Source organism: Faecalibacterium sp. 3, assembly GCF_048323735.1.
In the GTDB taxonomy this organism is placed as follows: domain Bacteria; phylum Bacillota; class Clostridia; order Oscillospirales; family Ruminococcaceae; genus Faecalibacterium; species Faecalibacterium wellingii.
On record NZ_JBLWFN010000001.1, the window covers coordinates 685,655 to 712,601 of the forward strand.

21 protein-coding genes and 1 other annotated feature are annotated in these 26,947 nt (G+C 58.6%); of the genes, 7 read left to right on the forward strand and 14 right to left on the reverse strand.

The window, feature by feature from the left end; genetic code table 11:
* Positions 1-110: 110 nt before the first annotated feature.
* Positions 111-242, reverse strand: coding sequence for a hypothetical protein (locus tag ACNSPV_RS03175; protein WP_339395399.1), 132 nt, complete (start codon positions 240-242; stop codon positions 111-113).
* A gap of 356 nt (positions 243-598) precedes the next feature.
* Between ACNSPV_RS03175 and ACNSPV_RS03180 the strand changes: the two genes are divergently transcribed.
* On the forward strand, positions 599-1,330 hold the full coding sequence (locus tag ACNSPV_RS03180; RefSeq protein WP_249238077.1) for a biosynthetic peptidoglycan transglycosylase: 732 nt from the start codon (positions 599-601) through the stop codon (positions 1,328-1,330).
* Positions 1,331-1,577: 247 nt separating this feature from the next.
* On the opposite strand, the gene ACNSPV_RS03185 is transcribed toward ACNSPV_RS03180, so the two are convergent.
* From ACNSPV_RS03185 to ACNSPV_RS03205, 5 genes are all read right to left on the reverse strand, one after another.
* Positions 1,578-4,850, reverse strand: a complete 3,273-nt coding sequence (locus tag ACNSPV_RS03185) for an FtsX-like permease family protein (protein ID WP_348584656.1) — start codon at positions 4,848-4,850, stop codon at positions 1,578-1,580.
* The gene (locus ACNSPV_RS03190; protein ID WP_005942271.1) at positions 4,847-5,551 is read right to left on the reverse strand and encodes an ABC transporter ATP-binding protein; all 705 of its coding nucleotides are present in this window, start codon (positions 5,549-5,551) and stop codon (positions 4,847-4,849) included. Before ACNSPV_RS03190 ends, ACNSPV_RS03185 begins: the two co-directional genes overlap by 4 nt.
* A 173-nt stretch (positions 5,552-5,724) precedes the next feature.
* Positions 5,725-6,360: a hypothetical protein gene (locus ACNSPV_RS03195; protein WP_044953740.1), complete on the reverse strand. Its 636-nt coding sequence runs from the start codon at positions 6,358-6,360 to the stop codon at positions 5,725-5,727.
* Positions 6,361-6,531: 171 nt separating this feature from the next.
* Entirely contained in the window at positions 6,532-8,370 is a 1,839-nt protein-coding gene (ftsH, locus tag ACNSPV_RS03200; RefSeq protein WP_348584655.1) for an ATP-dependent zinc metalloprotease FtsH, read from the reverse strand.
* A 168-nt stretch (positions 8,371-8,538) separates the two neighbouring features.
* Complete coding sequence (locus ACNSPV_RS03205) at positions 8,539-11,034, reverse strand: hypothetical protein (RefSeq protein WP_348584654.1); 2,496 nt, start codon at positions 11,032-11,034, stop codon at positions 8,539-8,541.
* Between the two features lie 223 nt (positions 11,035-11,257).
* Positions 11,258-11,524, forward strand: a binding site (T-box leader).
* 209 nt (positions 11,525-11,733) lie between these two features.
* On the opposite strand from ACNSPV_RS03205, the gene ACNSPV_RS03210 reads away from it, so the two are divergent.
* The 4 genes from ACNSPV_RS03210 (at position 11,734) to leuB (ending at position 16,447) form a co-directional block, all read left to right on the forward strand.
* On the forward strand, positions 11,734-13,386 hold the full coding sequence (locus ACNSPV_RS03210; RefSeq protein WP_348584653.1) for a 2-isopropylmalate synthase: 1,653 nt from the start codon (positions 11,734-11,736) through the stop codon (positions 13,384-13,386).
* Positions 13,387-13,418: 32 nt separating this feature from the next.
* Entirely contained in the window at positions 13,419-14,678 is a 1,260-nt protein-coding gene (leuC, locus tag ACNSPV_RS03215; protein ID WP_348584652.1) for a 3-isopropylmalate dehydratase large subunit, read from the forward strand.
* Positions 14,679-14,696: 18 nt separating this feature from the next.
* The gene (gene leuD / locus ACNSPV_RS03220; protein WP_348584651.1) at positions 14,697-15,188 is read left to right on the forward strand and encodes a 3-isopropylmalate dehydratase small subunit; all 492 of its coding nucleotides are present in this window, start codon (positions 14,697-14,699) and stop codon (positions 15,186-15,188) included.
* Positions 15,189-15,373: 185 nt separating this feature from the next.
* Positions 15,374-16,447, forward strand: coding sequence for a 3-isopropylmalate dehydrogenase (gene leuB, locus ACNSPV_RS03225; protein WP_348584650.1), 1,074 nt, complete (start codon positions 15,374-15,376; stop codon positions 16,445-16,447).
* Positions 16,448-16,551: 104 nt separating this feature from the next.
* On the opposite strand, the gene upp is transcribed toward leuB, so the two are convergent.
* From upp to ACNSPV_RS03250, 5 genes are all read right to left on the reverse strand, one after another.
* Positions 16,552-17,178 carry a uracil phosphoribosyltransferase gene (upp, locus tag ACNSPV_RS03230; protein ID WP_249238071.1) on the reverse strand — a complete coding sequence of 209 codons (627 nt, stop codon included), beginning with the start codon at positions 17,176-17,178 and terminating at the stop codon, positions 16,552-16,554.
* Between the two features lie 369 nt (positions 17,179-17,547).
* Positions 17,548-17,994 carry a ribose 5-phosphate isomerase B gene (gene rpiB / locus ACNSPV_RS03235; protein ID WP_348584649.1) on the reverse strand — a complete coding sequence of 149 codons (447 nt, stop codon included), beginning with the start codon at positions 17,992-17,994 and terminating at the stop codon, positions 17,548-17,550.
* 37 nt (positions 17,995-18,031) lie between these two features.
* The gene (gene tsaB, locus ACNSPV_RS03240; RefSeq protein ID WP_348584648.1) at positions 18,032-18,748 is read right to left on the reverse strand and encodes a tRNA (adenosine(37)-N6)-threonylcarbamoyltransferase complex dimerization subunit type 1 TsaB; all 717 of its coding nucleotides are present in this window, start codon (positions 18,746-18,748) and stop codon (positions 18,032-18,034) included.
* Positions 18,745-19,170: a tRNA (adenosine(37)-N6)-threonylcarbamoyltransferase complex ATPase subunit type 1 TsaE gene (tsaE, locus tag ACNSPV_RS03245; RefSeq protein ID WP_249238068.1), complete on the reverse strand. Its 426-nt coding sequence runs from the start codon at positions 19,168-19,170 to the stop codon at positions 18,745-18,747. The genes tsaB and tsaE overlap by 4 nt, the downstream gene beginning before the upstream one ends.
* A gap of 304 nt (positions 19,171-19,474) precedes the next feature.
* Entirely contained in the window at positions 19,475-20,650 is a 1,176-nt protein-coding gene (locus ACNSPV_RS03250) for a hypothetical protein (RefSeq protein WP_348584647.1), read from the reverse strand.
* Between the two features lie 313 nt (positions 20,651-20,963).
* Here ACNSPV_RS03250 and ACNSPV_RS03255 point away from each other — a divergent pair, with 313 nt between their 5' ends.
* A complete protein-coding gene (locus ACNSPV_RS03255; RefSeq protein WP_339395411.1) occupies positions 20,964-22,181 on the forward strand; it encodes an FtsW/RodA/SpoVE family cell cycle protein in 1,218 nt (405 codons plus the stop codon).
* Between the two features lie 281 nt (positions 22,182-22,462).
* Complete coding sequence (locus ACNSPV_RS03260) at positions 22,463-23,143, forward strand: sugar transferase (protein ID WP_249238692.1); 681 nt, start codon at positions 22,463-22,465, stop codon at positions 23,141-23,143.
* A gap of 135 nt (positions 23,144-23,278) precedes the next feature.
* Here the strand turns inward: ACNSPV_RS03260 and ilvD are convergent, their stop codons facing one another.
* From ilvD to ilvN, 3 genes are all read right to left on the reverse strand, one after another.
* Positions 23,279-24,937 carry a dihydroxy-acid dehydratase gene (gene ilvD, locus ACNSPV_RS03265; RefSeq protein WP_097774031.1) on the reverse strand — a complete coding sequence of 553 codons (1,659 nt, stop codon included), beginning with the start codon at positions 24,935-24,937 and terminating at the stop codon, positions 23,279-23,281.
* 174 nt (positions 24,938-25,111) lie between these two features.
* Positions 25,112-26,131, reverse strand: a complete 1,020-nt coding sequence (gene ilvC / locus ACNSPV_RS03270) for a ketol-acid reductoisomerase (protein ID WP_005942218.1) — start codon at positions 26,129-26,131, stop codon at positions 25,112-25,114.
* 236 nt (positions 26,132-26,367) lie between these two features.
* A complete protein-coding gene (gene ilvN, locus ACNSPV_RS03275; protein ID WP_339395412.1) occupies positions 26,368-26,940 on the reverse strand; it encodes an acetolactate synthase small subunit in 573 nt (190 codons plus the stop codon).
* Between the last annotated feature and the right edge of the window lie 7 nt (positions 26,941-26,947).

Genomic DNA, 26,947 nt, shown 5'->3' on the forward strand with positions numbered 1-26,947 from the left:
TTTTACCTCTCTATTTGTACTTTTAGTATAATTTCCTGATACAAAAAATCCCGATGCGTGATACAAAAGCGCACCGGGCAATCACAATTCAGCTGTAAAACTGTCCCATGTCACATTCGGGCACACATTCGTGCACAACAAGAGGGCATCGTACAGTTCACAGCCAGATGTTCTGCCCGGTCACCGCACATTCGCCCACAGCGGAAGTTTGCATGCAGCAGGTCGTTCCAAATCAGCTTCATATCCGTGCCCTCCTTTCCCGTAAAACTCTTTCCCACTCCTCTACAAGCCGGTCTTTCAATTTCCCATCAGGCTTGTGGATTTGTTGTCTGCATTATATTCCTTCTTACCTAGTTTGTCAATGGGTTAATTCCAGTTTTTTGCAAATTGAGTTTTCTGCACGATGCGCAGCCCGCATTTGCGGCAGAGCCTTGTGCAGTTGCAACAGGAGTCATACTTTTTCTGCTTCTTCGGAGAACTTTTTCCATTCCTTGATAAAACCTTAAAAATTTGCTGCTATACTGGAACCGTTCTTGCAAAAGCCCGGCAAATCGTTTATTATGGTAGCGTTCTTTTTTATCATCAAAGGAGTTTTTCGATGCTTCATCGTTTCTTTCGTTTTGTAACACAGAGTCTGCTCACCTTCCTGTGCATTCTGCTGCTCGGCGGACTGCTGGCGGGCGGCTGGTTCTTTTATCAGGGCAGGCAGCTGTACCGCAGTGCCGCCAGCAGCTACCCGGTAGCTTCCATGTACGACACCATCCGTGCCCGCGGGAGCTATACCTCCTACGATGCGCTGCCGCAGACCTATATCAATGCGGTCATCTGCACCGAGGACGAGCACTTTATGACCCACAAGGGCATCGACCCGGGTGCCATCGCCCGCGCTCTGCTGGCCGACCTGCGCACCCACTCTCTGGCCGAGGGCGGCAGCACCCTGACCCAGCAGCTGGCCAAGAACGAGCTGTTCACGCAGGACAAGCATCTGGCCCGCAAGGCCGCCGAAATGCTGGCCGCGTTCGATCTGGAAAAGGCCTACTCCAAGCAGCAGATCTTTGAGATGTACGCCAACACCATCTATTTTGGAAACGGCTGCTACGGCATCACGCAGGCCGCCGAGGGATACTTTGGCAAGGAACCCGCCCAACTGACCGATGCCGAAGCCGTGTTTCTGGCGGGCCTGCCCAACGCGCCCTCGCTCTACGCCAGCAGCCCGGAGCTGGCCCTCAAGCGCACCCAGACCGTGCTCAAGCGGATGGTCAAGTGCCGGGTGCTCACCCAGATGCAGGCAGATGCCATCGCGGAAGAGGCTGCAGGGCTGACGGTCTGAGCGGCAGCCCGCGCTGTACTTTTCGTCCATAACAAAACGCCGCGCCCTGTCTGCTGCGGAACAGACGGGGCGCGGTATTTTTTGCGGTATTTGGTTTGTAAAGGAGGAATCATGTTACCCATTCAGGCAGTTGCGGCTCTGCCTGTCCGGTGATATCAGGATACCAGATAATTTCAGCGAAAACATGTTATTTATATGAAGCTTTTATGAATTTACCGGTTCTTTGCCGCGCTGCAGGAGTGAACAATTACTCCGGTGCCTTCATGCTTTCCACCATGCTGATATGGCGCACATGCCGCCGCATGGCAAAGCAGACCACAACGGTGAACAGCATGGTCAGCGCCACTGCCAGCAGGTAGCTGCGGGGTGCAATGGTGCGAATGAACATCAGCTGATCCATTTCCACGGTCAGGATGATGAACCGGTGCAGCGGCACGCCCAGCAGCAGGCCTACGCCGGAGCCGATGAGGGACAACAGCTCGATCTCGCGGAAGATGTAGCGGTACACTTCTTTGTCATAGAAACCCAGCACCTTGATGGTGGCAAGCTCCTTTTTGCGCTCGGCAAGGTTGACGCTGATCAGGTTGTACAGCACCACCGCCGCCAGTGCCGCCGCGCACACGATGATCAGTACCACCACGTAGTTCAGGCTGCCGATCAGGCTGCCGAACATGGAGGTGGTGTCCTCGGTGAAGCTGACGCTGCTGACGTAGTTGCAGCCCAGCAGCTTTGTGCGCAGGGCGTTGTACTCCGCCTCGGTGGCACAGCCGGTCAGGCCGTACACGGTATTCCACTCCGGTGTGCCGCCCAGCAGGCTCTCCAGCTGCGCACCGGACAGATACAGCCGGGTGAACATGTAGTTCTCGGCAATGCCGGTCAGGGTCAGCGGCACACGGCTCCCGTCTGCAGCCTCCACGTAGAACGTATCACCCACGCTCAGTCCCAGATTCAGGGCCGTTTTTTCGGTCAGGATCACGCTGTCCTCTTCAAAGGGAATGGGATTGTGGCCCACCCGGGTGCGGAAGGTGAAGTATTCGGTCATCCGGGCGTCGTCCTCCGCGCCCACGATGCTGACGTCAGCGCTCCCGCCCTCTTCATTATAAAGGGTGGTGGACTTTGTGTAGAACGCGCCCCAGCTGCGGACCGCACTGCTGCTGTCCAGCGTGCTGGCAAGGCCCTGCTCCATGGTCAGTGCCTTTTCGTCGCTGAGGACGATGGTCATATCGTTGTGGGTCAGCTGCTCAGACTGCTTGTCCACGATGGGCAGGATGGAATCCTGAATGCCAAAGCCGATGAGCAGCAGCGCCGTGCAGCCCGCCACGCCCAGCACTGTCATGAAAAAGCGCTTCTTATAGCGGAACAGGTTGCGGGCTGTGGTCTTTTGGGAGAAGCTCATGTGCTGCCACAGCGGGGTGATGTACTCCAAAAAGATGCGCTTGCCCGCCACAGGTGCCCGGGGCAGCAGCAGGGCTGCGGTCTTTTCCTTCAGGCTGGCGCGGCAGGCGCTCCATGTGGCAAAACCGATGACGGCCGCGCTGATGGCCACGCTGGCTGCCGCCATGCCGGGGTAAAAGTGCAGCGTGAAGGTGGACATGCTGAAGATCATCTGGTAGGCGTACCAGATGATGAGCGGGAACACCACAAAGCCGATAATCATGCCCACGATGCTGCCCAGCACGCTGGCGCTGAGAGCATAGAACAGGTACTTGCCTGCGATCTTTGCGTTGGAGTAGCCCAGTGCTTTCAGGGTGCCCAGCTGCAGGCGGTTCTCGTCCACCATGCGGGTCATGGTAGTAGTGGCCACCAGTGCCGCCACCAGAAAGAAGAACACCGGGAACACCCGTGCAATGGCATCCATGCGGTCGGCATACTGCTCAAAGGTGACAAAGCTCATGGTGGAGCCGCGGTCCAGCACATACCACTCGCCGCTCTTGATCTGGCTCACCTGCTCCTCGGCGTCGTTCAGCTGGGCAAGGCCGTCGGCCAGCTGCTGTTCGGCTTCGGCCTTCCGGCTCTCGTACTCCGCGCGGGAATCGGCCAGCTGCTGCACGCCGTCCCTGTATTCCTGCCAGCCCTCGTCCAGCCGGGTGCGCGCCGCATCGAACTGGGTGTAGGCTGTGGCCGTGCCGGTGGTCAGCTGCAGCTGCCCCTGCAGAAGCTTTACCTTCATCTGGCGCAGTGCGGCTTTGGCTTCGGTCACCAGCTGCTCGTTGGAAAGGCTGGGCGAAGAGATCAGTCCCTGCGCATACATCTGGCGCTTGCCCTCGTCCAGCTGGGCCTGATAGCCGTTCAGCTGGCCGCTGATGTTGTCGTAAGCATCCTGCGCCTTCTGCAGGGCATCCCGCAGGTCGGTGTATTCCTCATCGGCGGGCTCGGCCTCGTCCAGCGCCTTCTGCGCGTTGTGCAGAGCCGTTTCCGCATAGCCCAGCAGCGGGTCGGCGACCTTTTTCAGGTTCACCAGCATCTCGATCTGCTGCAGCTGATCCTCAAATTCCAGCAGCTGCTGCTCACCGCTCACCAGCTCGTCCGCACCGCCCTGCATGGTATCCGGCAGGGCCTTTTTGCTGGCGGCAAGCTCCGCTTCGCCCGCGTCCAGCTGGGCCTTGGCGCTGTCCAGCTGCGCCTGTGCATCGGTCAGCTGCTGCTCTGCCTCCGCAAACTGACGGTCTGCTTCGGCTTTTTTGTCGTTGTACTCGGCCCGGGCGTCGGCCAGCTCTGCACTGGCGTCCTCGATCAGCTCCGCCCGCCGGGCTGTGCACTGTGCCCCGCTGATGGCCTTTACCCTTGCGGCTGTGTCATCCACTGTCGCCTGATACTCGTCCGAATAATTATCATACAGGCCGGCATTTTTCACCTTGAGATAGCAAGCCGTATAATAATCCATGGTCAGGCTGCCTTCCGGCAGGAATACGATATCATCCAGCTGGCCGTCACCGGCGGTGCTGCTCTCCTTGTCCGTGGAAAAATGCTGCGGGTCCTGCACGGTGCCCACTACCGTGAACTGCTTCCTGCTCACATGTTCGGTGTCCTCCGGCAGGGTGAGCACCGTGCCCGGCTCCACCGGGTCGCCGTAGCCCATCACATGCACCACGCACTCGTCCGGGGTCTCAGGCATCCGGCCCGAGAGCAGCACCAGACGGTTCATATTTTCTGCCGTGTCGGCCCCGGGGTTGGCGGGAAGCTGCTGCAGGCGCACCACCGCCGTCTCGCTCTGGCCCTGCCACTGGGCCTCCACGTCCTGATATTTTACCGTCTGCACAGCCTCCACGCCGTCCACGGCGGCAATGGCGGTGATATCGTCCTCCGAAAGGCCCAGCGTGGACAGCACCCGCAGGTCAAACACGTTCTGCTGCACGTAGTATTTCTGCCCGGCGATGCGCATGCTGGGCGCAAAACTCATCAGGCCGGTCAGCATCATGACGCCCAGCGCTACGATGCCGAACAGCGAGACCATACGGCTCAGATTGTCCTTCATTTCCCGCAGGATGTTTTTACGATAACTTTTCAGCACAGCTCTCACCACTCAATCTCCTGCACCGGCACAGGGTGCTCGTTGACCTGATTGGAGACGATCTTACCGCTGCGCACCTGAATGATGCGGTCTGCCATCGCCGTCAGGGCGGTGTTGTGGGTAATAACGATCACCGTGCGGCCGGTGCGGCGGCAGGTATCCTGCAAAAGGGCCAGCACCTGCTTGCCGGTCTTGTAGTCCAGTGCACCGGTGGGCTCGTCGCAGAGCAGCAGCTTGGGGTTTTTGGCCAGTGCGCGGGCAATGGACACCCGCTGCTGCTCGCCGCCGGAAAGCTGGGCCGGGAAGTTGTTCAGCCGCTCTCCCAGACCCACGCTGCGCAGGGTCTCTTTGGGGTCCAGCGGGTCGCGGCAGATCTCGCTGGCCAGCTCCACGTTCTCCAGTGCGGTCAGGTTCTGCACAAGGTTGTAGAACTGGAACACAAAGCCCACATCGTACCGGCGGTAGGTCGTCAGCTCTCTGGCGGTAAAGTGGCTCACGTTCTGGCCGTCCAGCCAGACGTTGCCCTCGTCGCAGCTGTCCATACCGCCAAGGATATTCAGCAGGGTGGTCTTGCCTGCGCCGGAGGGCCCCACGATGATACAGAACTCGCCCTTATCCACATAGAAATTCAGGTGGTCTGCGGCGGCGATCTTCACACTGCCGGTCTGGTAGTATTTGCAAACGTCCTCAAACTCCACAAAGTGTTCCATGGCGTCTTTTCCTTTCTATCGGGAATGCATACTGTTTCAATTTAACTATAACATCTCCCGGCAGACTTTGCAAAGACATCTGCGCAAATTTTCAAAAACTTAACAGAAAAGCGCAAAAAGGGCCGCTGCACATCTCTGCGTGCAGCAGCCCTTTCATCATTTGATCTCAGCGGTCAGCGCCCCACGATCAAATCGCGGCGGCAGCGCAGGCCTACGGTGAGGAAGGTGTTTTCGCCCAGTCGGCGCAGCACCACGCGGTCGGTGCCCTTCTGGCCCTCCACCAGCAGAGACAGGTTCAGAGTGGTGGAGCCCTTCTCAGTCTGGACCACCAGCGTGCTCACACCCTCGTTCAGCAGGGTCTGCATGTCCTGCACGGTGGTGCGGAAGGTAGCAGAACCGGCGGGCACATCCAGCGTCAGCACGCTGTCCTTCTGGCGGGCAGTGTACAGCACTTCTCTGCCGAACAGGCCCTTGACGGTGTAGCGGGCCTCGCTCTTTTTCGCCGCTGCATCTGCGGACGGGGCGGCCAGCTCATCGCCGGAGATCAGCATGATATTGCCCTGAATGGGGTTTCCCTCCGGTGCGCCGTAGCCGCCGTAGGTGGGGTCCTTTTCGCCGATCGCCACATCGGCGCTGTGCAGGGCGATATCCCCCTGCACCATCTGCTCCTGCGGGGGCAGATAGCCTGCGGCAGCAGGGTCGTTGATGTCTGCCTCTGCGGCAAATGCGCCCACGCTCAGCATGGCGGCAGCACCCAGCACTGCAGCGGTGGTGGTGACGGTACGGACAAATTTATGGTTCAGTTTCATTTGGAATACCTCCGTTGACGGCGGTTTTTCACCGCACATTTTTGTTTTGTGGAAAACCATGGTCTGCCATGCGGTGTAATACAAAACCGCCGCATCTGTCTTATAAACGGATGCGGCGGCGGGATTATTGCAGTGGGCTATAAAAATTTTTTGGATGCTCTGCCGCCGGGGTCACTGGGCCTGTGCCGGTTCCCGGTTCAGGATCTCCATGAACTCCTCGCCGGTGATGGTCTCCTTCTGGTACAGATACTGTGCCAGCTCGTCCAGCTTGGCGCGGTTGTCGGTCAGGATGCGGACAGCCTTTTCGTGCTGGGCCCGGACCAGCTCCACCACCTTCTGGTCGATCTCGCGCTGGGTCTGTGCCGAGCAGGCCAGCGAGGTGTCGCCGCCCAGATACTGGTTGTTCACGGTCTCCAGCGCCACCATGTCAAAGTCCTTGCTCATGCCGTAGCGGGTAAGCATGGCGCGGGCAAGCTTGGTGGCCTGCTCGATATCGTTGGAGGCACCGGTGGTGATGGATCGGAACACCACTTCCTCGGCGGCGCGTCCGCCGGTGAGGGTGGCGATCTTATTTTCCAGCTCTTCCCTGCTCATCAGGTAGTGGTTGCCCTCGTCCACCTGCATGGTGTAGCCCAGTGCGCCGGAGGTGCGGGGGATAATGGTGATCTTCTGCACAGGGGCAGAGTTGGATTGCTTGGCCGCCACCAGTGCATGGCCGATCTCGTGGTAGGCCACGATGCACTTTTCCTTATCGGTGAGGATGGAGTTCTTCTTCTGGTAGCCTGCAATGACCACCTCGATGCTCTCCTCCAGATCGGCCTGGGTCACGCTCTTGCGGCCTGCACGCACGGCGCGCAGGGCTGCTTCGTTGACGATGTTGGCAAGTTCCGCACCGGATGCACCGGAGGCCATGCGGGCCACGGTGTTGAAGTCGATGCCCGGGGCCAGCGCCACCTTTTTGGCGTGCACTTTCAAAATCTCTTCGCGGCCCTTGAGGTCGGGCAGCTCCACCGGCACACGGCGGTCAAAACGTCCGGGACGGGTCAGGGCCGGGTCCAGCGAATCCGGGCGGTTGGTGGCCGCCAGAATGATAACACCGGTGTTGCCCTCAAAGCCGTCCATCTCGGTGAGCAGCTGGTTCAAAGTCTGCTCACGTTCGTCGTTGCCGCCGAGATTGCCGCTGTTGCGCTTCTGGCCGATGGCATCGATCTCATCGATGAACACGATGCAGGGGGCCTTTTCCTTGGCCTGCCGGAACAGGTCGCGCACCTTGGACGCGCCCATGCCCACGAACATCTCCACAAATTCGGAACCGGAAATGGAGAAGAAGGGCACGTTGGATTCGCCTGCCACGGCCTTGGCCAGCATGGTCTTGCCGGTGCCCGGAGGGCCCACCAGCAGGATGCCCTTGGGCATGGATGCGCCAATGCTCTCGTACTTGCCGGGGTCGTGCAGGTAATCCACGATCTCCTGCAGGTTTTCCTTAGCTTCATCCTCACCGGCAACATCCGCAAAGCGGATGCCGTGGGTGGACTGCACATAGACCTTGGCGTTGGACTTGCCCACGCCGCCGAACATCATAGCCCCCGGGCCGCCGCCGGCCTTTTCCATCAGCTTTTTGTTCATCTGATTGCCGATGAAGCTGAACAGCAGGATGGGCAGCAGGAACCAGATCAGGAAATTGAGCACCGGCGACCCCTGCTCCACGATCTCGCTGGAAAACTGTGCTCCGGCGTCATACAGGCGCTGGGTAAGCTCCGGGTCGTTCATCAGGCCGGTCTTGTAGACCTGCTTTTCCTCTTTATCGGTAAAAATAATCTGGTTGGATTCGATATCCACACGGCCGATGTTCTTTTCCTCGGTCATGGTCATAAAGGTACCGTAGTCCACTTCCTCCACCTGACGCTCGCTCATCCACGGCAGCAGCACAAGGTTGAGCAGCAGCAGGACCGCCAGCACGATGGCGTAATAGATCGCCAGCGGCTTTTTGGAAGGTTTGACTTCTTTCATGACGCAATTCCTCCTTTGGTTCTTGATGCAAGTAGTATAGCACAGCCGCCGGGCCCGCAACAGCGGTTCGAGCAGAACTTTCCAAAAACTTAGCAGTTTGTTAACAAAGGTTCCCTCTGCATACAAAAAGAGAGCAGCCGAAGCCGCTCTCTTTGGTTTAGTATGGGTTTACTGCTTGGGGAACGCCTTGTTCCAGACCTCAATGACCTTGAGCTTGGGCATCCAGCCTTCCGGCTTGAAGGTTTCTGCGGTCTTGGCCTCCATGATGCCCTGTTCCACGCACCACTGTGCAGCCTTTGCCATGTCGGCGTCGTCCATATCCGCAAAGGCAGGTTCGTTCACAGGCGCGGGACGTCCTGCATTGTTCCAGACGAGCAGTGCCAGCTGGCCGCGGTTTGCGGGGATGGCTGTGCCCTCGGGCAGGATATTGTGCAGGATCACCCGGGTAGCAATCTCGTAGCCGCCCCAGACTGCAGCGCCGCCCACCAGAACGGCTGCAACAGCGCCGCCTGCGTCAGAACCGGAGTCGGTGGTGGCAGGGGTGTCGTCATTGCCGGGATTACTGCTACCATCGACGGTACTTGCGTCAAGCTTCAGCGTGGTACTGTCAGCTTCTTCCTTGGTGGGGGTATAGGTATTGCCGTTCGGGGTGATATAGGTAACATCGCCTAGGCTCTTGGCCGTATCCATGGTCAGGCTCTTAGATTTGACGACGGTCTTGATAAACGACATACCGCTCAGGTTGACATCGCCGTCTGCAATAATGTTCAGTTCTTCACCGGCGATCTCCACATTGGATTCTGCAGTGAAATCGTTCACACTGGTAACGGCCAGCGTGCCCGAGGTGATTTGGCCGTTATCGTTTTCCATTTTGACGTTGGGCGTTTTGTTGTTGGTGCCGCTAACGGTGACAGCACTGTTAAACCCGCCGTCAATCTTGTAATAATTGCCGTTTTCAAAATAAGTAACCATGACACCGGAGTCATCATTGAGCGTTGTATGCGCGGCATCCTTGCCAAATTTGTAGCTCTTGCCGTTTACGGTAATTTCCAGCTCAGCAGGGACTTCCGGTTCGGGAGGTGTTTCTGGATTGGTGGGCTCAATATACAGGTAAGAAATATCGCTGTCGGCAGACAGTGTATAGCTGTTGCCCTTCATGATGACGGAGGTACGGTCAGGGTCTGTGCTGCTCTTGCCGGTGGTCACACGATAGGTCTTGGTACTGTCGGGCTTGGTAAAGGTCACCTTTCCAAGCTTTCCGCCGCTGGTGTTCTCCAGCAGCAAACTGCTGGCGGTAACATCACTGACAAAGCCACCATCGATTAGAGGCTTTTCACTGCTGCCAACAATTTTCACATTACCGTCAACGGTGGCAAGCACATAATCACTCACACTGCCATTGATCGTCACATCACCGGTGCAGTTGCTGACCTTAAGATAGCCGCCTATGTCGCCGTCCACATTGATTTCGGCCATGTTTTTAATGTCCAGACCTTTTTCACTGCTCTGTTTCAGCGCGAGCTTGGAAGTTTCATTGCCTTTGATCGTGGTAGTGTTGCCCGCTTGGAACACTTCATCCGCAGTCAGCGTATTGGTGTCTTTGTCGTACTTCAGTATGCTGTTCTTGTAATAGCCGCGAAGAACAACATTGTCTTTATTTAAGTTTGTTACTTTTACGCTGCTTCCGCCAAAAACAGAAAGCGTAATGCCATACTCTTCATATTCGCCCGGCAGGATGCTCATGCAATTCCGGTAGTCCTTTTGGTAGTTATCTGCTCGGATGTAGTTGATTCCAAAATTGTCTGCCATAATGCCGCTCTGCGCCTGCATCGTGCCGTCGCTGCTTCCCACACTGACGATAAAGCTGTTCGTGTTACCCTCTGGCCGTGTGAAGTTGACATCGCCAAACGAGCCAGATGCATTGTTCATGATAAGGCCGCCGGACGTAATGACTGACATCCCGTATCTGCCATATCTGCCCGTCATGACATCGCTGCCGCTGCAACTGAGCGCAACCAGACCCGGCGTCGTAATGTACAATTCTTCATTGGACAATACTGCTGCGGGGTTCGTATTTTCAATCGTCACATTCCCACTGCAGGTGATGTTTGCGCTCTGAAGCGCTGCATGACTGCAATCGTTGCTGGTACCTCCTGATGTCAAGTTCACTTTGTTTGCACCTTTTATGGTCAGCCCACTGGTACAGGTGCTGGGAGAAGTGATTTTCACGTCACCCGTGCACTCCACATTCAAACCAACAAACGCTCTTTTTGCTGTTGAATTTGTGGTAGCTGTAAAATCATGGATACCAGTTATTGTGAGGTTGCTCGTTGCAATTGGGCCTTCTCCGCCATCCATCACAAGGTTTGGGCTGTCTGTACCGGTGATCGTGGTATAATACGGAATAGCACCATTCAATGTAAAGGTGTCACCACTCCGTGTCACTTCAATAGTTACTGTGTGGTCACCACTATAGTCGCTGTAGTGGAAATCGTACGAGCCGCTTTCGTCAATCTTTAAATTGGTGTCATCTATTTCAATCGTCAAAGTCGGTCCGCCGCTGGTGCCACCTTCTGCCGCCAGTGCGCTGAGGGGACTTGCCACCTGCAGCAGCATACCAAAGCTCAGCAGACCGGCAAGGAGTTTTCGGGTCCATCGTTTCATAAAATGAGTGCCTCCTCTCTTTCTTTGTCTGTATCATATCATGCTTGCCCCTCCCCCGGACGATCTCCGGCACGAATCGACTGTAAAATGCATCGAATCGACCCGTGCACAATTTTGGAAAATTCTGCCCCTTCTTTTGTGAAATTGTTTCATTTTGAGAATGAGCCAGACTGCTTGACACTGCCTGCGAATCATGCTAAACTTAGTCCACTTTGAAAAAAGCACAAATGCGTTGACGGGGAAAAAACGAATTTCTTCTGCGTACAGAGAGCCGCCGGGTGGTGCAAGGCGGGTGCAGAGGGCTTCGGTTACTGGCCCCTGAGCGGCAGAGCTGAACATGCAAGTAGGCTCTGACGGACGCCCACCGTTACCCGGGCAGCGATTCGCCGCAAAAAGCCGATCGTGCAAAGTGGCTGTGCCCAAAGGCGCAGCAAAGAGAGTGGTACCACGGGTGCCCTGTAGTTTGAATTTACAGGCTCTCGTCTCTCAAGGTTTTCGCCTTGAAAGACGAGAGCCTTTTTTCGTACAACGGTCGCAGTGGGGCAGAAGGCTTCCCCCGGTCGGGGGAAGCTGTCACCGCAGGTGACTGATGAGGGCGCAGGACAGCAGCATTTTGCCCTAAACACCCCTCATCCGGCGCTACGCGCCACCTTCCCCCCAAGAGGTGAAGGCTTTATGCTATTCAGGAGGACGCACATTATGATGGACGCAACCAAGTACGCTCCGGGTTACTACCCGGTACCCGCAGGCTATGACAGCTGGGTAAAGAAGGATCACATTGAAAAGGCCCCCGCATGGTGCAGTGTGGACCTGCGCGACGGCAATCAGGCCCTGATCGTGCCCATGAGCCTTGAGGAAAAGCTGGAGTTCTTCCAGATGCTGGTAAAAATCGGCTTCAAGGAGATCGAGGTGGGCTTCCCTGCCGCCAGCGACACCGAGTACGAGTTCCTGCGCACCCTGATCGAGAAGAATATGATCCCCGAGGATGTTACCGTGCAGGTGCTGACCCAGTGCCGCGACCACATCATCCGCAAGACCTTTGAGGCCGTCAAGGGCGCTCCCCGGGCGGTGATCCACTTCTATAATTCCACCTCTGTGGCCCAGCGCGAGCAGGTGTTCCACAAGAGCAAGGATGAGATCAAGAAGATCGCCACCGACGGCGCAAAGCTGGTCAAGCAGCTCAGTCAGGAGTACGAGGGCAACTTCCTGTTCGAGTACAGCCCCGAGAGCTTCACCGGCACCGAAGTGGACTACGCCGTGGATGTGTGCAATGCCGTGCTGGACATCATGCAGCCCACCCCGGACCGCCCCATGATCATCAACCTGCCCGTCACCGTGGAAATGAGCATGCCGCATGTCTACGCCAACCAGATCGAATACTGCGACAAGCACCTGAAGTACCGCGACAGCGTCATCATCTCCACCCATCCCCACAATGACCGCGGCACCGGCGTGGCCTGCGCAGAGCTGGCCGTGCTGGCGGGTGCACAGCGGGTGGAGTGCTGCCTGTTCGGCAACGGCGAGCGCACCGGCAACGTGGACGCCGTGACACTGGCCATGAACATGTACAGCCACGGCGTAGACCCCAAGCTGGACTTCTCCGATATGCCGGACATCTGCGCCACCTATGAGCGGGTGACCCGGATGCACATTTACGAGCGCACCCCCTACGCCGGTCAGCTGGTGTTCGCCGCCTTCTCCGGCAGCCATCAGGACGCCATTGCAAAGGGCATGGCCTACCGCAAGGAGCATGGCGAGCACCGCTGGACCTGCCCCTACATCCCGGTGGACCCCCACGACATCGGCCGCACCTACGATGCCGACGTCATCCGCATCAACAGCCAGAGCGGCAAGGGCGGCATCGGCTTTGTGCTGGAGCAGAACTTCGGCTACAACCTGCCGCCCAAGATGCGTGAGGCGCTGGGCTACAAGGTCAAGAGCGTTTCCGACCACAGCCACAAGGAGCTGAGTGCAAACGAGGTGCTGCACATCTTCGAGGATGCCTTCCTCAACCGCTGCAAGCCACTCAACGTTCTGGAAGCCCACTTTGCACAGGTGGGCGGCATCACCGCCACCGTCACGCTGGAGCTGAACGGTCAGCGCAAGGTGGTCACCTCGGTGGGCAATGGCCGTCTGGACGCCGTGGCAAACGCCATCCAGAGCGCCACCGGCATGGAGTTCCACCTCGAAACCTACTCCGAGCACAGTCTGGACGAAGGCTCCACCTCCCGCGCTGCCTCCTACGTCGGCCTTGTCTGGGGCGATAACACCGTCACATGGGGTGCCGGCACCGACACCGATATCATCGTGGCCGGCATCAAGGCACTGGTGAGCGCGATCAATAATAAGTAAAAGCATTTTTTCGATAAAAGGAGAGTACCATCATGGGAATGACCCTGACGCAGAAAATTCTTGCCGCACATGCCGGTCTTGCCGAGGTCAAGGCAGGCCAGCTCATCAATGCAAAGCTGGACATCGTGCTGGGCAACGACATCACCACCCCGGTTGCCATCAACGAGTTTGAAAAGGCCGGTTTTGACGGTGTGTTCGACAAAGAGCACATTGCCATCGTGCTGGACCACTTTGTGCCCAACAAGGACATCAAGAGTGCCACCCAGTCCAAGCAGTGCCGCGAGTTCGCCAACAAGTACGACATCCTCAACTTCTACGATGTGGGCCAGATGGGCATTGAGCACGCCCTGCTGCCGGAAAAAGGCATCGTGACCGCAGGCGACTGCGTGATCGGTGCGGACAGCCACACCTGCACCTATGGTGCACTGGGCGCCTTCTCCACCGGCGTCGGCTCCACCGACATGGCCGCCGGTATGGCCACCGGCATGGCATGGTTCAAGGTTCCCTCTGCCATCAAGTTCGTGCTCAAGGGCAAGTTCGGCCCCCGGGTGTCCGGCAAGGACCTGATCCTGCACATCATCGGCATGATCGGTGTGGACGGTGCGCTGTACAAATCCATGGAGTTCACCGGCCCGGGCGTTGCCGGTCTTACCATGGACGACCGCCTGTGCATCTGCAACATGGCCATCGAGGCCGGTGCCAAGAACGGCATCTTCCCGGTGGACGATGTGACCCGCAGCTACCTCAAGGGCCGCAGCCAGCGTGAGCCGGTGTTCTACACTGCTGACCCCGATGCCGAGTACGAAAAGACCATCGAGATCGATCTGGACAAGCTGGAGCCCACCGTCAGCTACCCCCACCTGCCCGAGAACACCCACCTTGCCAGTGAGGGCAAGGACATCAAGATCGATCAGGTAGTGATCGGCAGCTGCACCAACGGCCGTCTGGAGGACATGGAAGCCGCCTACAACGTGCTCAAGGGCAAGCACATTGCCAAGGGCGTGCGCGGCATCATCATCCCCGCCACCATGGCTGTTTACAAGGAATGCATCCTGCGCGGCTGGACCACCGCCTTCATCGATGCAGGCTGCATCGTGTCCACCCCCACCTGCGGACCGTGCCTCGGCGGCTACATGGGCATTCTGGCCGAGGGCGAGCGCTGCGTTTCCACCACCAACCGCAACTTTGTGGGCCGCATGGGCCATGTGAAGAGTGAGGTCTACCTTGCTTCTCCCGCCACTGCCGCCGCCAGCGCACTGACCGGCTACATCACCGACCCCCGCACGGTCTGATCGGAAAGGAGCACAACAATGAACGCAAAAGGTTCTGTTTTCAAATACCCGGACAACGTGGATACCGATGTCATCATCCCGGCCCGCCACCTGAACATGCAGGACGCCAAAGAGCTGGCCAGCCACTGCATGGAGGACATCGACAAGGACTTCGTCAAGAAGGTGAAGGACGGCGACATCATGGTGGGCGGCTGGAACTTTGGCTGCGGCTCCTCCCGTGAGCACGCACCGCTGTGCATCAAGACCGCCGGTATCTCGGTGGTCATTGCCAAGAGCTTTGCCCGCATCTTCTACCGCAACAGCATCAACATCGGTCTGCCCATCATGGAGTGCCCTGAGGCCGTGGACGCCATCAACGCAGGCGACACCGTGAGCGTGGACTTTGACACCGGTGTCATTACCGACGAGACCAACGGCAAGGTGTTCCATGCCGAACCCTTCCCGCCGTTCATTCAGGAGATCATCTCCGCCGGTGGCTTGATGAAGTCCATCAAGGCGAAGCAGCAGTAACCCTCTCAGGCGCTTCGCGCCAGCTCTCCCAAAGGGCGAGCTTTTTGGCATCTTCCCGAATGTATTTTCTTCCAGGATAAACAACGAACAATATCTTACCCGCCTGAAAAGCTCCCCCTTCGGGGGAGCTGGCAATGCCATAGGCATTGGCTGAGAGGGTTCAAACCGATAGAAGGAGTTTCCCAATGGAAAAAAACATTGCTGTCATCTGGGGCGACTGCTCCAGCCCGGAGATCGTCAAGCAGACCATCCGTGTGCTTGACAAGGTGGCCGAAAAGTACGGCCACACCTTCCACTACACCGACGCTGCCATGGGCGGCGAAGCCATTGACAAGTACGGTGACCCGCTGCCCCAGCACGAGCTGGACAAGTGCCTTGCTGCGGACAGCGTCCTGCTGGGTGCCGTGGGCGGCCCCAAGTGGGAGGGTCTGCCCGGTGAGCAGCGCCCGGAGAAGGGCCTGCTGCGCCTGCGCGCAGGCATGGGCCTGTACTCCAACAACCGCCCGGCCAAGATCTGGCCCCAGCTGGCTCCTGCCAGCCCCCTGAAGCCCGAGATCGTGGCACAGGGCATCGATTTCATCATCGTGCGTGAGCTGATCGGCGGCGTATACTTCGGCAGTCACGAGACCCACACCCTCGCCAGCGGCGAGAAGCAGGCCATCGACTCCATGCCCTACTCGGAGCACGAGATCGAGCGCATCGGCCGCATCGGCTTCGAGACCGCACGCAAGCGCCGCAAAAAGCTGTGCTGCGTGGACAAGGCCAACGTGCTGGACACCAGCCGCCTGTGGCGCAGCGTGATGCACCGCCTGCAGGCCGAGTACCCGGATGTGGAATACAGCGAGATGTTCGTGGACAACTGCGCCATGCAGATCGTCAAGAACCCCGCCCAGTTCGACGTCATCGTCACCGAGAACATGTTCGGCGACATCCTGTCGGACGAGGCTTCCATGATCACCGGCTCCATCGGTATGATCCCGTCCTCTTCTCTGGGCGACGGCACCCGCGGCCTGTACGAGCCCATCCACGGCTCCGCCCCGGACATTGCCGGCAAGGACATCGTGAACCCCACCGCCTGCATCCTGTCTGCCGCCATGATGCTGCGCTACTCCTTCGGCCTGACCGAGGAAGCCGACGCCATCGAGAACGCCGTGAACAAGGTGCTGGACAAGGGCCTGCGCACCGCCGACAATATGAGCGAGGGCTGCACCTGCCTTGGCTGCACCGCCATGGGCGATGCCATTCTGGCCGAGATCTGAGTTTTTCCATAACGCACAAAGGGGGAACGACAGCTGTCGTTCCCCCTTTTCGTCTGCACAAAAAAGAGCAGCTGTTTCCAGCTGCCCTTCTGCGATACAGTTTTTTACTTGGTGCCGTAGATACGGTCGCCGGCGTCGCCCAGACCGGGAACGATGTAGCCGTTCTCGTTCAGGTGGTCGTCCTCTGCGCCGAGGTAGATATCCACATCAGGATGTGCTTCGTGCAGGGCCTTGATGCCTTCCGGAGCAGCGATCAGGCCGATGAACTTGATGCGCTTTGCGCCATGCTTCTTGATCTGGGTGATGGCGTCAATGGCGCTGCCGCCGGTGGCCAGCATCGGGTCCAGAACCAGAACGTCACGCTCTGCAATGTCCTGCGGCAGCTTGCAGAAGTACTCCACGGGCTGCAGGGTCTCCTCGTTGCGGTACAGGCCGATGAAGCCCACCTTTGCAGCGGGCAGCAGGGTCAGCATACCGTCCAGCATACCCATGCCTGCGCGCAGGATGGGCACCAGAGCCAGCTTGCGGCCAGCCAGCACCTTGGTCTTTGCCATGGTGATGGGCGTCTCGATTTCCACCTCTTCCAGAGGCAGGTCACGGGTCGCTTCGTAGCACAGCAGGGTTGCAATCTCGCCAACGAGGTCACGGAACTCCTTGGTACCGGTCTGCTTGTTGCGCAGAATGCTCAGCTTGTGCTGCAGCAGCGGATGCTCAACGATCATCGGGGTCATAAAAACACGCTCCTTATTTTAAATAGATAACTCTATCGGGTACGGGATCACGCTCTGAAACGGCTCCGCATGCGCTTCGCCATGATCAGAAGGGTCGTAACGAAAAAACGGCATCTGCACTGCAGTATTTCTATGCAGCTGCCCATTACGGCCCCTTTTGTGAAAATGCGTTTGGAGCGGCCCTGCGGTTGCGCAGCAATGAAAGCCCCAGTGGGTCTTTCAAGCAGGCGAGCGATCTGCGATAGCAGATGGAAGGGCTTTGCCCTGACAAGCGTCGGGGCCGCGACAAACGCGAAATCAAAAAAATATTTTTTCCTTGATTCATGGCCAGAGTAAAACGGAGGCCATTCCAATCGTCAAACCTGAGAATCAGCGGTTCTCCAGTGCGGTCAGCTTGTCGATACGGCGCTGATGGCGGCCGCCCTCAAACTCGGTGTTCAGGAAGATATCCACCAGCTGGCAGGCCAAGCCTGCACCCACCACGCGGCCGCCCATGCACAGGGCGTTGGCGTCGTTGTGGCGGCGGGTATACTCGCAGCTGAAGCTGTCGGAGCAGCAGCAGGCACGAATGCCCTTGATCTTGTTTGCCGCCATGCTGATGCCCACGCCGGTGCCGCAGAACAGCAGTGCCTTTTCACACTGGCCGTTCACCACGGCGTCGCAGGCAGGCACTGCCATGTCGGGGTAATCCACGCTGTCGGTGCTGTGGGTGCCAAAATCGATGTATTCCAGCCCCAGCTCCTTCAGATGTGCCTTGACAGCTTCCTTCAGTTCAAATCCGCCGTGGTCAGCGGCCAGTGCAATGGGTTTTGCCATGGAAAAACGTCCTTTCTCTTGTAACGCAAACTATAATTCAAGCTTTTTCTTTTTTTGCCGCAGCTTCGGCCGCAAGGCGCTCTGCGCGCTCCCGCTCCGCCTGACTCAGGCGGTGATAATCCGGCAGCAGCGCCTCCGGCAGCACAGCCTGTCCGGCTGCGGCCATCTGCTTTGCCACAAGGGCTACCGCTGCAGCCCGTCCGCCGCGCAGCGCCAGGGGCGTTTGCAGCACGCCCGGCACACTGCTGTATTTATTATAGCACAGAGAAGCGCCATCACCAACAAAAAACAGGGGCTTTTTGCAATTTTCTACAAATTCTGCAAGATCAGCCACAGCCCGGGCATCGTCCTCCAGCAGGCGCCGGTGGGTGGAAAGCTCGAATGCGGCGCTGTACACCTGTGCGCGGCGGGCATCCAGTGCGCACAGCACGGTGCCCTCGCCGGTGTGTGCTGCGGCCAGTGCTTCCAGCGTAGACACCGGTGCGCACAGCGTCTCCCGCGGGAAGGCAAGGCCCTTCACCGCTGCCAGACCGATGCGCAGGCCGGTAAAGCTGCCGGGACCGGCGTTGACGCCGTACAGGTCGATGTCCGCGCAGGTCATGCCGCACATCTTCAGGCAGGTGTCGATCATGGGCATCAGGGTCTCGCTGTGGGTCATGCCCGCGTCCAGATAGACCTCGTACAGCAGGCGGTCGTCCTGCAAAAGGGCCACACCGGCCGTCTTGCCCGCCGTATCCACGGCTAAGATATTCATAGCGTTACCCCCTCAATGGTGATCCTTCGGGTGTTCTCGTCCACGCGCTGGATGTCCACCCGGATGGGGTCTTCCAGCGCCAGCAGGTCGGCGAAATTCTCGCTCCACTCTGCCGCCACAACGGCCCCCTGATCCAGATAATCGTAAAAGCCTGCCGCACACAGATCATTCTCGGTGGAAATGCGGTACAGGTCAAAGTGTGCCAGCGGTCTCGGGCCGCGGTAATAGTTCACAATGGCAAAGGTGGGGCTGGACACCGGGTCGGTGCAGCCAAGGCCCTGCGCAAGGCCCTCGGTGAAAGCGGTCTTGCCCGCGCCAAGTCCGCCGGTAAAGGCCACCAGAGAGCCCGGTGCCAGTGCGCCGGCCATGCGTGCGCCCAGCGCCACCGTCTCGGCACGGGAGTGGGTGATATATTCAGACATGAAGCTTACCTCATTTTATAAAGCAAAAGGGACGGCAGAGCTCTGCCATCCCTTAGTATAATATACTTTGCACAAAAGCGCAATGCCAAGAAACCGCTGCGCACGGAAATCAATTTTCCTCTAAAGGCTTCCCCCGGTCGGGGGAAGCTGTCACCGCAGGTGACTGATGAGGGCGCAGGACAACAGCATCTTGCCCTAAATACCCCTCATCCGGCGCTACGCGCCACCTTCCCCCCAAGGGGTGAAGGCTTTAGCTCTGGGTCAAGCATCAAAAGTTGATTTCCTTGACCGCTGCGGGGTCTGCTCAGGCCGCAGCCGCAGCTTCTTCTGCCGTGTAGGGGTTGGGCAGCACGGCACTCCGGCTTCCGCTCAGCATCGCATAGGATGCCGCTGCATGGGGCCGTCTGCCGCCCTGCTCGTTGTACCAGATGATATCATCGGTGCCGTAGATGCTCTTGGCATAGTCCACGGCCTGCTCCAGCGTTTCGCCTTCGATCATCCGGTTCACAGTGGCCCACAGCATGCTGCGGGAGTACACCGAGTACACATTGTTCACATAGCCCATCACGGCTTTGGCACCGCCTGCCAGCAGGCCGTCTGCCATAGCGGTGTCCACATGGCCGTTCTTGCCATAGAACTCACAGGTCTCGCTGAGCACGATGCCATTGCCCCGGTATGCACTGCGGAAGAAATCGCCGTTGACGGCATACATGCCGTTCACCTTGACTACACGGTGGGCCAGCAGGTCAAAGCCATAGCGCAGGTCGCTCCAGAATTCTGATTTTTCGCTCAGCAGGATCAGCGGCTCGGTGGCGGTCCTTTTCCACAGCCAGCCGTATTCATAGGTATAGTAGGCACCATGGGTGCTCAGGATGCACAGGTCATAATCACCCATCCTGCGCAGGTCGGACACGGTAACGGTAGTGTCCAGTCTGGTCTGCAGCCCCACCGAATCCCAATAGGTCTGCATATAGGCATAGTAGGGGTAGCGGGCGCTGTTGATGGTGTTGTCAAAGGCGTAATAGATGGCCGCCGTGCCCACCCGCTTGTTCTCGGCCAGCTGCTGCAGCTGTTCTTTCTCCAGCTGCGGCAGAGCGGCAGCGTTCTCCTCCTCCGGGTCTGCCACCAGAATGCCACCCAGCGCACCGCAGCTGTAGGTAAAGCTCACCATGCCGTTTTCGGCATCGGTGTACACAGAGCCCTGCTTCACAAGGCCCTGCCGGGTCAGTTCTTCCAGCTGCTGCAGGGCTGCATCGATGCGCTCGTCCTCGCTCATCCGGGTGTAATCCTCGCTGTCGGTCAGCTCCGTGACTGCAGCATCTGCCTGCTGCATCCCACGCACATCCGCAGCCGTCAGGCTCTGCTGCACAGCGGCGGTTTCCTCCGGCTGCTGTGCAAAAGCCGCCATGGGCAGAGCTGTCAGTGCAAAAGCCAGCACACACAGCACACACACAAGGCGGCAGGGTCTATTCTGTTTCATTCCCATTCCCTCCGGGCCTGCCGTGCGCCCATGCAGCACAGGGCCCTTTTCCGGCAGGCAGGATGCCTGCCCGGCCGATGACCGGCCGTTCCATCTTCTTCCCGCAGCAAAAACTTCATCCGTGTTTGCCGTGCCTTCATTGTAGATGCTGCCGTCCGCTTTGTCAAGCATCCGCGCAGATTTTGCAAGGCTGTTCCACGCGGCAGATTGAAAACGCTGTGCCATCTGTGTATAATAAGGATAAACTGGGTTTGTGTTGCCTATGCGTGCAGCCGGGCCCGGTGTGCATCTGGAAACGAAAGGTGGTGCTTTCTTGGAAAGCATTCGACAATATCTGAAGCGGACGGATAAGCTCTACCTGCTGCTGTGCATCTTCAGCAGCACCATGGCTGTGGTGGCACTGGCCTCCTGGGCCGCAAAGCAGGGCAGCGGCTTTGCCACCGATGAGCTCACCGGTGCCGTTATCGGCATCGGCGATTACCGCCGTGCGCTGGTGCAGGCCGGTGCGGCGGTGCTGGGCATCATCCTTGCGCTGCTGCTCTCCTGCATCGACTACCGCAGCCTCGTCAAGGTGTGGCCGGTGCATGTGGCCCTGACATGGGGCCTTGTGCTGCCCACCCTGTTCATCCGCAACGTGACCATCGGCCCGCTGACCATCGGCTTCAACGCCGGTGATACCGATAACTACTCCTGGTACAAGCTGGGCGGCTTTACCTTCCAGCCCACTGAGCTGGCAAAGATCAGCTTCATCCTCACCTTTGCCATGCACCTGAACAATGTGCGCAGCCGCATCAATGAGCCCAAGGAGCTGGCAAAGCTGCTGCTGCACCTGCTGGTGCCTATCGCCATCATCCATGTTCAGGGCGATGACGGCACCGCCATCATCTACGGTATCATCGGCTGCAGCATGATGTTTGCGGCGGGCCTGAGCTGGAAGTATATCATCGGAGCCATTGCAGCCGCCGCTGCCGCAGTGGCCGCAGCCTTCGCCTTTTTCAGTGATAAGATCGGCAAGGGCTACCAGTGGTACCGCATTCTGGCCGTCATCGACCCGGAGAACACCACCGGCTGGGCACCCAACGAGACCACCTGGAAAAACATCATCTACCAGCAGCAGCGCGGCGAGATCGCCATCGGCTCCGGCGGCATCTTCGGCAACGGCCTGTTCAGCGGCCGGTACTACAGCGTACCCAACGCCCACAACGACTTTATCCTCAGCTGGATAGGCAACACCATGGGCTTTGTGGGCCTGTGCATCGTGCTGGGTGCCCTGCTGGCACTGGTGATCAAGACCTTTGCCACCGGTGCCCGCAGCGAGGATCTGCTGGGCAGCTATATCTGCGCCGGCATCGGCGGTGCCCTGATGGCTCAGATCGCCGTGAACGTAGGCATGAACCTGCGGGTGCTGCCGGTCATCGGCGTCACCCTGCCCTTTTATTCTGCGGGCGGCAGCTCGGTGCTGATGCTGTATATCTGCGTGGGGCTTGTGCTGTCGGTCTATATGCACAACACAAAGAGCCTGTTCGGGTAAGGCTCCGGCACACCGGTCTGTCTGTTCATCGTTTTTCCCCCTCTGATCCGGCTTTTTCTGACATACCAGACAAAAAAATGGTTCAACTCTCTTGCAATCTGCCTGTGCACATGGTAAAATTGTACAGAAGTTTGCAGTTTTATTGTGCAATAGGTGCAATAACTGTGTAGGAGAGTTTGGGGCTCTCCTTATTTTCTGTTATGGACTAAGATGGAGTGAATCTGAGTATGACAACTGTAACCACTGCGCCAGAAGCGGAATACTGGCTGCAGACCGGCCGGATGGAGGAGCCCGGCGCAGAGCTTGGCATCCGCAAGCCGGTCACGGTCGACCGTAAGACGAATCTTCATGAGCACCGCGCTTACTGGTGTGTGCGCCGCGCACAGGATATCTTCTTTTCTCTGCTGGCGCTGATCGCGCTTTCCCCGCTGATGCTCCTTACCTGCATTGCAGTCTGGATCGACAGCCCGGGTGCAAGCCCGGTGTTCAGCCAGCTGCGGGTGGGCCGCAACGGCAAGCTGTTCCGGCTGTACAAGTTCCGTTCCATGTGCCCGAACGCTGAGAGCAAGCTCAACGATCTGCTGCAGGACAACGAGATGGACGGCCCGGTGTTCAAGATGAAGGACGATCCCCGCATCACCCGGGTGGGCCATTTCATCCGCAAGACCAGCATCGACGAGCTGCCTCAGCTGGTGAACATCCTCAAGGGCGATATGAGCATTGTGGGCCCGCGCCCGGCTCTGCCCCGTGAGGTGGCCCAGTACACCCCCTATGAATGGCAGCGGCTGTACGTGACGCCGGGCCTGAGCTGCTACTGGCAGATCGCCCCGCACCGCAACCAGCTGAGCTTTGAGGAGTGGATGGCGCTGGATGTGAAGTATGTCAAGGAGCGCAGCTTCCTGGTGGACTGGAAGATCATCTTTGCAACCTTCCGTGCAGTGCTGTTCGGCCACGGAGAATAAATTTTTGCCTGAGAAGTGACAAAGCCTGTCTGCTTTGTCGCTTTCTTTTTATCTATGGGCCTGCGGGCCTGCAGGAAACAAAAAAACAGAGGGACGACGCGGGGTCGTCCCTCTGTTTTTGCTTAGATCATCAAATTACTTCAGCACGGCGCCCAGATTTGCACTGGTGACCATGCGTGCATAGCGGCTGAGCCAGCCGGTCTTGATGTTGGGTTCGGGTGCAACATACTTTGCCTTGCGCTGGGCCAGGACTTCGTCGCTGACCTCCAGCGTGATGGAGGCATTGGGGATATCAATGTTGATGGTATCGCCCTCCTCGATCAGGCCGATGGGGCCGCCGGAAGCAGCCTCCGGGCTCACATGGCCAATGGCTGCACCGCGGCTTGCGCCGGAGAAGCGGCCATCGGTGATGAGGGCCACGGTCTTGTCCAGCTTCATGCCGGCCAGTGCGGAGGTGGGGTTCAGCATCTCACGCATGCCGGGGCCGCCCTTGGGGCCTTCGTAGCGGATGACCACCACATCGCCCGGGACGATCTTGCCCGCGTAGATGGCGGCAATGGCCTCGTCCTCGCTGTTGAACACACGGGCCGGGCCGGAATGCTGCTGCATCTCGGGGGCCACGGCGCTGCGCTTGACCACACAGCCGTCCGGTGCAATGTTGCCCCACAGGATCTGCAGGCCGCCGGTCTGGGAATAGGGGTTGTCGATGGGGCGGATGGCCTTGTCGTTCAGGATGTGTGCGCCCTTGATGTTCTCGCCCAGCGTCTTGCCGGTAACGGTAGGCACATCCAGATCCAGCAGGCCCTTCTTGGCCAGCTCTGCCTGCACAGCAGGAATGCCGCCTGCGGCGTACAGATCCGGCATGTGAGTGGGGCCGGCCGGTGCCAGATGGCACAGGTTGGGGGTCTTGGCGCTGATCTCATTGAACAGCTTCAGGTCGATGGGCACACCGGCCTCATAGGCGATGGCCAGCAGGTGCAGCACGGTGTTGGTGGAGCAGCCCAACGCCATATCACAGGTCAGAGCGTTGCGGATGGAGCGCTCGTTGATGATCTGGCGTGCGGTGATGCCCTTCTTGACCATATCCATGATGGCCATACCGGCGTGCTTTGCCAGCTGCAGACGCTTGGAGTAGACGGCAGGAATGGTGCCGTTGCCGGGCAGTGCGATGCCGATGGCCTCGCACAGGCAGTTCATGCTGTTGGCGGTGTACATGCCGGAGCAGCTGCCGCAGCTGGGGCAGCAGTTGCAGGTGCAGTCTTCCAGCTGATCCTCGGTGATCATACCGGCCTTGTAGGCACCCACAGCCTCGAACATCTTGGAAAGGCTGACCTCTTCGCCGCCGTAGGTACCGGCCAGCATGGGGCCGCCGGAGCAGACCACAGCGGGCACATCCATGCGCACCGCTGCCATCACCATGCCGGGCACGATCTTATCGCAGTTGGGCACCAGCACCAGACCGTCCAGCTGGTGGGCCATGAGCATGGTCTCCACGCTGTCGCAGATCAGCTCGCGGGAAGCCAGCGAGTACTTCATGCCCACATGGCCCATGGCGATGCCGTCGCACACGCCGATGGCAGGGATCAGGATGGGGGTGCCGCCTGCCATCTCAACACCGGCCTTTACGGCATCGGCGATCTTGTCCAGATTCATATGGCCGGGCACGATCTCGCTGTAGGCGCTCACCACGCCGATCAGCGGGCGCTCCAGCTCTTCCTTGGTATAGCCCAGTGCGTAGAACAGGCTTCGGTTCGGAGCGCGCTCCGAGCCCTTGGTCACATTGTCGCTTCTCATTTCAAATCCTCTTTTCTGTCAAAAAACCTCTCCGTCACGGCTGCGCCGTGCCACCTCTCCCGAAGGGGAGAGGTTTTTGCGGAGGATCTATAAGTATAAGGTTCCCACTTTCAACAAAAGCTCCCCCTTTCGGGGGAGCTGGCCGCCGAAAGGCGGCCTGAGAGGGTTTTCCTCTTACTTCTTCAGCCAGCTCATCATGCTGCGCAGCTCTGCGCCGACCTTCTCGATGGGCAGCTCTGCTTCCATGCGGCGCTTTGCCAGGAAGTGCACCTTGCGGCCGCCGTTGGGGCTCATCTCGGTCAGGAACTCGGAAGCGAAGGTGCCGTCCTGGATCTCGGTCAGGACCTTCTTCATCTCCTTGCGGGTCTCGGCGGTGATCAGGCGCTTGCCGGTGCGGTAATCGCCGTACTCAGCGGTGTTGGAGATGGAGTAACGCATCTTGGAGAAGCCGCCCTCGTTGATCAGGTCAACGATCAGCTTCATCTCGTGGCAGGTCTCAAAGTATGCCATCTCGGGCTCGTAGCCAGCTTCCACCAGCGTATCGAAACCGGCGTGGATCAGCTCGGAAACACCGCCGCACAGCACTGCCTGCTCGCCGAACAGGTCGGTCTCGGTCTCCTCCTTGAAGGTGGTCTGCAGGATGCCTGCACGGCCTGCGCCGATGCCGGAAGCGTATGCCAGAGCGATATCCTTAGCCTTGCCGGTGTAGTCCTGCTCCACGCAGATCAGAGAGGGGCAGCCCTCACCCTCGGTGTACAGGCGGCGGACAATGTGGCCGGGGCCCTTGGGAGCGATCATGATAACGTCCACATTCTTGGGAGCGGTGATGGTCTTGAAGTGGATGTTGAAGCCGTGTGCAAAGGCCAGTGCCTTGCCCTCGGTCATGTAGGGAGCCACCTGCTTGTTGTAGATGTCGGCGCACAGCTCGTCGGGCACCAGCATCATGACAACGTCGCCGGCCTTGGCAGCTTCTTCCACTTCCATGACCTTGAAGTTCTCGTGAGTTGCTGCAAACTCAGAAGCCTTCTCCCAGTGAGCAGAGCCCTTGCGCAGGCCGACGACGACGTTCACGCCGCTCTCGGCCAGGTTCTCGGAATGGGCGTGGCCCTGGCTGCCGAAGCCGATGACAGCAACGGTCTTGCCGTCCAGCACGCCGAGGTTGCAGTCGGAATCGTAGTATTTCTTGATAGCCATGGTAGTTGTTCTCCTTTTTTGTTTTGTGTTTATTCAGTGGCTGATTCTAAACATTTTATTTTTTCGCTCCTTGAGAGCGGAAAAGCGAAGTTTTAACCCTCTCAGTCATCTCGCTTTGCTCGATGCCAGCTCCCCCGAGGGGGGAGCTTTTATCATACCTTTTCTTTTGATGATGCATAAAACCTCGCCCTTCGGGAGAGGTGGCACGGCGCAGCCGTGACAGAGAGGGTTCGTTCTTATTTTCTCTCCGGGCAGTGGGTCCCCGGCAGAGGCAGCTGCGCTGCGCGCACCTCCTGCGGCGGCTTCTGCATGTGCTGGTGCATCCCGCCGCGCTCCAGTGCGGTGACTCCGGTGCGGCACTGCTCCAGGATCTTATAATCCGCAAACATTTTCAGGAAGGCGTCGATCTTATCCGGCTTGCCGATCAGTTCAAACACCATGCTGTCCGGCGAAAGATCGATGATCTTTGCCTTGTAGATGCTGGCGATCTCCCGCAGCTCACTGCGGTTGTGCACGTCGGACGCCACCTTCAGCAGCAGCAGCTCCCGTTCCAGCGATTTTTCGCCGTCCAGCACGAACACCTGACGGGTGACCTCCAGACGCTCGGTCTGCAGGATCAGCTGGCTGAGCGCCTTTTCGTCGCTGGTGATTGTGACCGTGATGCGGCTGACCGCCGGGTCGTTGGTAGCCGAAACGGTCAGGCTGTCAATGTTGAAGCCGCGGCGGCAGAACAGGCTGGACACACGGGCCAGAACACCGCTCTGGTTGTCCACCAGCAGGCTGATGACCCTGCGTTTGTTGGTTTCCATTTTGCTG